The following is a 631-nucleotide window of genomic DNA, read 5'->3' on the forward strand; positions in this document are numbered from 1 at the left end:
CACGGAATTCGGCGACCGTGCCCGCGTACGGCGCCGACCTCAATCTGGCGGGAGTCCTGGAACTGACGGCCACCTCGGTGAGGTCGGACGGGCCGCCGGGGGCGCTCGCGGGGTTCGTCGGCCGCGGGCGGGACGGCGACGGTGCGTGTGTGGTGGAGCCGGTTGAACGGCCGTCGCTGGTACGGGAGTTCGCCGCCTTCGTCGAGAGTCCGGCCGCCGTGCTCGGGCTCGTCGGGGCACCGGGCAGCGGCCGTACGACGGAACTCGCGGCGCTCGCCGCACGGCGCAACGGAGGTGCGGAACCCGCTCCCACGCTGTGGCTGCGCGGCGCCGATCTGCGGGACGGTGACGCGTCGGTGGCGGACGCGGCACGCAGGACCGTGGAGCGGGCGGCACGGATCGTCGCCGCGTCGGTCTCGCCGCCCGGGGACTCCGGTGACCTCGACGACCTCGGTGACCTGGCCGATGTCGGTCCCGATCGGCTGGCGCGGGTCGCCCGTAACGCCGGGCGGCCCTTGCTGTTGCTGCTCGACGGGCCCGAGGAGATGCCGCCGGTGCTGGCGCATCGGCTGGCCGAGTGGACCCGGGGGACGGAGGAGTGGTTGCGGGAGAGCGGGGCGCGGTTGGTGGT

1 pseudogene is annotated in these 631 nt (G+C 75.1%); it reads left to right on the forward strand.

The annotated features are described in order from the left end of the window. A pseudogene (locus AC31A1_RS52295) lies at nucleotides 1–631 on the forward strand (serine protease); the annotation flags it as partial.

Source organism: Streptomyces sp. P5F9 (assembly GCF_057961495.1).